Source organism: Vibrio sp. R-1, from assembly GCF_035615595.1.
Classification (GTDB): Bacteria; Pseudomonadota; Gammaproteobacteria; order Enterobacterales; family Vibrionaceae; genus Vibrio; species Vibrio cholerae.
Map to the genome: position 1 here is coordinate 1 of NZ_WPDC01000144.1, position 4,550 is coordinate 4,550.

General features: G+C 46.5%; 5 protein-coding genes and 1 pseudogene. 4 read left to right on the forward strand and 2 right to left on the reverse strand.

Going from position 1 to position 4,550, the window contains the following annotated elements; genetic code table 11:
- A pseudogene (gene ansA, locus GOU96_RS16890) lies at positions 1-278 on the forward strand (asparaginase); the annotation flags it as partial.
- Between the two features lie 97 nt (positions 279-375).
- Here ansA and GOU96_RS16895 read toward each other — a convergent pair.
- Positions 376-663, reverse strand: a complete 288-nt coding sequence (locus tag GOU96_RS16895; RefSeq protein WP_032470924.1) for a YeaC family protein — start codon at positions 661-663, stop codon at positions 376-378.
- Positions 664-766: 103 nt separating this feature from the next.
- Between GOU96_RS16895 and GOU96_RS16900 the strand changes: the two genes are divergently transcribed.
- Complete coding sequence (locus tag GOU96_RS16900) at positions 767-1,591, forward strand: DUF2989 domain-containing protein (RefSeq protein WP_001054630.1); 825 nt, start codon at positions 767-769, stop codon at positions 1,589-1,591.
- A 160-nt stretch (positions 1,592-1,751) separates the two neighbouring features.
- On the opposite strand, the gene msrB is transcribed toward GOU96_RS16900, so the two are convergent.
- On the reverse strand, positions 1,752-2,195 hold the full coding sequence (msrB, locus tag GOU96_RS16905) for a peptide-methionine (R)-S-oxide reductase MsrB (protein WP_046126923.1): 444 nt from the start codon (positions 2,193-2,195) through the stop codon (positions 1,752-1,754).
- A 299-nt stretch (positions 2,196-2,494) separates the two neighbouring features.
- Between msrB and gap the strand changes: the two genes are divergently transcribed.
- Positions 2,495-3,490, forward strand: coding sequence for a type I glyceraldehyde-3-phosphate dehydrogenase (gap, locus tag GOU96_RS16910; protein WP_000153496.1), 996 nt, complete (start codon positions 2,495-2,497; stop codon positions 3,488-3,490).
- Positions 3,491-3,637: 147 nt separating this feature from the next.
- Positions 3,638-4,528 (forward strand): D-hexose-6-phosphate mutarotase, encoded by an 891-nt coding sequence (locus GOU96_RS16915; RefSeq protein ID WP_142737192.1) that lies wholly within the window; start codon positions 3,638-3,640, stop codon positions 4,526-4,528.
- Positions 4,529-4,550 lie beyond the last annotated feature (22 nt).

The following is a 4,550-nucleotide window of genomic DNA, read 5'->3' on the forward strand; positions in this document are numbered from 1 at the left end:
GCAATGCACCGCAGAATCCTGAGTTACTGGCTCAGCTCAAAGCGGCCTCTGAACGTGGGGTGATTGTGGTGAACCTGACCCAATGTCTTGCGGGCAAAGTCAATATGGGCGGCTACGCCACAGGTTGTGCACTGGCTGATGCGGGTGTGATCAGTGGCTATGACATGACGCCTGAAGCGGCGCTCGCCAAACTGCATTATCTGCTCAGCCAGAACCTCTCCTATGAAGAAGTGAAAGCCAAAATGCAGCAAGTGTTACGTGGTGAAATGACGCTGTAGTGGTTGAAGCAGAAGATCGAAAAGCGATCTCCCCCATTTAACATGGTTGCCAATGAGCCTCGCGTAATGCGAGGCTCATTATTAGATTGAGGGTTATTTATGCATCTTGGTTGGGGTTAACGCGCAGAATATCCTCTTCCCCTTCCGAAAAGCGCTTTTTCAGTTCCGCTTTGGATTTAAAAACCACCTCGCCCCCCACGCCAACCGACATATGGTCTGCCTGTGTATTATGCTTAGATTGATACAACATCACAGCTTGCATACAGGAATCTCGCTGCTGTTGTGAAAGTGGTGTACCCTCAGGCCACTTGCCCGTTTCTACGGCGTACAGTAGGCGCTGATAAGCTTCAGGCGTAATCGCATTAATCAGTTGTTGGGTGTCCATGATCTCATCCTGCTCAAAAGTGATGTGGCGTCAACATAACGAGCTAGCGTAATGCGTCAAGAACAGCTAAATAAATAAGTGTATTTGATCACAAGCCGATATCATGAATTTGACTAAACCATTACTTATTCTCGCAAGCCTAGTGCTGTTAAGTGGCTGTTTCGAGAATCGCAAGAACACCGAAAAGCTCTGTGCCGACAACCCCAATCTGCGCTGTGAACAGCTCAATATGGATGATGGGCAATGCCGCATTCCCAGAACCGATCTGATATGGCACCGCTTTGAAATTTTGAAATCACCGAGCGATGAAAAAAGCATCAAAGAATACCATTTGGTGAGTGCTTATCGAAAATGTCTTGAGCTTGCTTCGCAAATCCAAGCGATTGATCAAACGAAGCTAAAAGAGAATCGCTTTAATGCTTTGGTCAATTCAGGCAAAGAGCAAGAACGTATCGTGGCTGAACTGAAACAATCCAATTCACCACAAGCACTCTATTTCTTGTGGAGCCAGATTGGCGATCACGCGGCGCGGCGTGCCTTTTTGCAGCTGGAAGGTAAGCCTGAATTAGAAACGGCCGAGATGCAGTACGCCCTCGCCACTTTTTACACTGACCGCGATAAACCGAAAACCATCGAGCTGCTGCATAAAACACTTGAGCTCAGCAATGGTCAACCCGTCAATATTGAGATATTGAAAGCCTTAGCCAGTAACTACCATGCTCTGCATGATAAAGAGCATGCTTATCTGTGGGCAATGATTGGCAAAGAGTTTGGGGTTTCGGTTGCGTCCACAACAGAAATGAAACGGCTTTACGGTTTTAGCCAAGAGAAGTTTGCCGCATTGGATGATACTGCCAGCACGATTGCTAAAACGATCCGTAACGGCAGTTACACCAAGACTACCCTGCCTAAACCTAACGAAGGGTGAAGTGCCTCGGAAATCAGCGGCGAATTTCTTGGCCGCTGATCCCTTCCGACTTAAAGATGCTGCGCTGTTGACGGCGTTTATTTCTCATCGCATAACCTATTGGTGCTCGGGGATGAACTCACTTAGCGCCAACCTACCACTCCAAGTCGTCTGGCAATATTCACTTTTTGTTGAAAATTAACGACACCGAGTTAACACAAAATCTCAATCCTGTCGTCTTAGGACCGTCTTCAAAAACATGTCCAAGGTGGCTATCACAGGCTGCACAACGAATTTCGGTACGCACCATTCCGTGACTAAAGTCATCCAAAAAGCGTATCACCTGTTCATTAATCGGCGCATCAAAACTTGGCCAACCGCAGCCCGAATCGTATTTATTTTCAGAGCTAAACAGAGCGCTTTGGCAACAGGTACAGTGGTAAAGACCCGTGTCTTTATTGTGTAACAACTTACCTGAGTATGGTGCTTCTGTCCCCTGTTGGCGGCAGACATAAAACGCCTCTTCCGTCAGGTGCTCACGCCAGTATTCATCAGGCTTGTGCAGATCTTTTGATTCGATTTTCACCCTTTCTCTTTCCTTTTTACTTATCGCTTCACTGACCATTTTTTGTGAAAAACTTGCCTAATTCAGAGTTTGTGGCACATACTTTTTCACTCTATTTTGAGCAAGATTTTTTAGTGTGTGCGGTACTCAACCATCGCCACATTCTACGTCAATTGGTAAGCATAAAAAGCAGGCTCAAGTTTAAAAGTTAATCAGTTGCAAACGATTGTGAAAAAAAGCGACGCTTTTTTTTGACTTTAAACAAGTTAAGTCCGATTATCTGTTGCAGCTTTTAACTGGATTCTGTAATTTTACTACCAGTTATCTTTAATCAGAAATTAAGTTGTGGAGCAACTATAATGACTATCAAAGTAGGTATTAACGGTTTTGGCCGTATCGGTCGTTTCGTTTTCCGTGCTGCGCAAGAGCGCAATGACATCGAAATTGTAGGTATCAACGACCTGATCGACGTTGATTACATGGCATACATGCTGAAGTACGACTCAACTCACGGTCGTTTCAACGGCACTGTTGAAGTTAAAGACGGTAACCTGATCGTTAACGGCAAAACTGTACGTGTAACTGCAGAACGTAACCCAGCTGACCTGAAATGGGGCGAAATCGGTGTTGACGTTGTTGCTGAAGCAACAGGTCTGTTCCTAACTGACGAAACTGCTCGTAAACACATCGAAGCAGGCGCGAAGAAAGTTGTTCTGACTGGCCCTTCAAAAGACAAGACTCCAATGTTCGTAATGGGTGTTAACCACAAGACTTACGCGGGTCAAGACATCGTTTCTAACGCTTCTTGTACAACTAACTGTCTAGCGCCTATCGCTAAAGTACTGAACGACAACTTCGGTATCGAGTCTGGCCTGATGACAACTGTTCACGCAACAACTGCAACTCAAAAAACAGTTGACGGTCCTTCAGCAAAAGACTGGCGCGGTGGCCGTGGTGCTTCTCAAAACATCATCCCATCTTCAACTGGCGCAGCGAAAGCAGTAGGCGTTGTTCTTCCAGAACTGAACGGCAAACTGACTGGTATGGCTTTCCGCGTACCAACTGCTAACGTTTCTGTAGTTGACCTGACTGTTAACCTGCAAAAAGCAGCGTCTTACGACGACATCAAAGCAGCTATGAAAGCAGCTTCTGAAGGCGAACTGGCTGGTATCCTAGGCTACACTGAAGATGCAGTAGTTTCTACTGACTTCAACGGTGACACTCGCACTTCTATCTTCGATGCTGACGCAGGTATCGCACTGACTGACAAATTCGTTAAAGTAGTATCTTGGTACGACAACGAAATCGGTTACTCAAACAAAGTTCTTGACCTGATCGCTCACATCTCTAAGTAATGTAGTGATTAGCGAAGAAATTCGTTAGACAAAAAGGCGACTCTAGGGTCGCCTTTTTGGTATCTGAGTATTGGTGTTTCCGAGTCTTTTGCTCGCTATTTCACCAAATCTCAGAGCTAGCCAAAACGCAGACTCAAGGAAACTAAGATGGATTTACTCTCTTTGAAAACCGTCACAACATTATCTGATTGCGTCACCATAGCTGAGCAAGATCAAGTCAAAATCGTACGCGTCATTCATGACAAAGCCAGCGCCGCCATCTCACTACACGGTGGCCATGTCCTCTCCTTTCAGCCAAAAGGTCAAGCTGACTTGCTGTGGATGAGCTCACAAGCTATTTACGATGGCAAAGCCGCACTACGCGGTGGTATTCCGGTTTGCTGGCCATGGTTTGGTCGTATTGCCGCCCCGGCACATGGTTTTGCACGGAACCAAGAATGGAAACTGATCGAACACAGGGAAAATGAGCAAGGCGTTATCGTCACTCTCGGCTTGCAAGCCACGCCAGAGAGCTTAGCCATTTGGCCATATCAATTTGACGTTCGATTGCACGTGGAAATCCGTGAGAGCTTGACTGTGACACTTGATGTGACTAACACGGATTCAAAAGCATGGACCTTCTCTGGGGCTCTGCACACTTATCTGCACGTGGGTGATATTCGTGAAACGCAAACCTCAGGTGTGGGACCGGAGTATATTGATAGCCTACAAAACAGTCGTCTATGTACTCAGCACGGTTTGCTCACTCTCACTGACACGATAGACCGTGTTTACACGCAACCCGAACCCTTGATCACAGTGCAAGACCCCGCATTAGCTCGCACGCTAACCGTTGAAAATCAAGGTCATAACTCCGCGGTGTTGTGGAATCCTTGGCAACAAGGTGCTCAATCGATGGCCGACATGAATGACGAGGGTTACTTACACTTTTTGTGTGTGGAATCAACACTGCATGCGCCGTCTTTGGCAGAGGGTATCACCTTACAGCCGGGGCAAAATCATCAGCTAGTCACTCAAATTACTAGCCAAGCTCAATAGTCCTCTCGATATAAGCAGCACT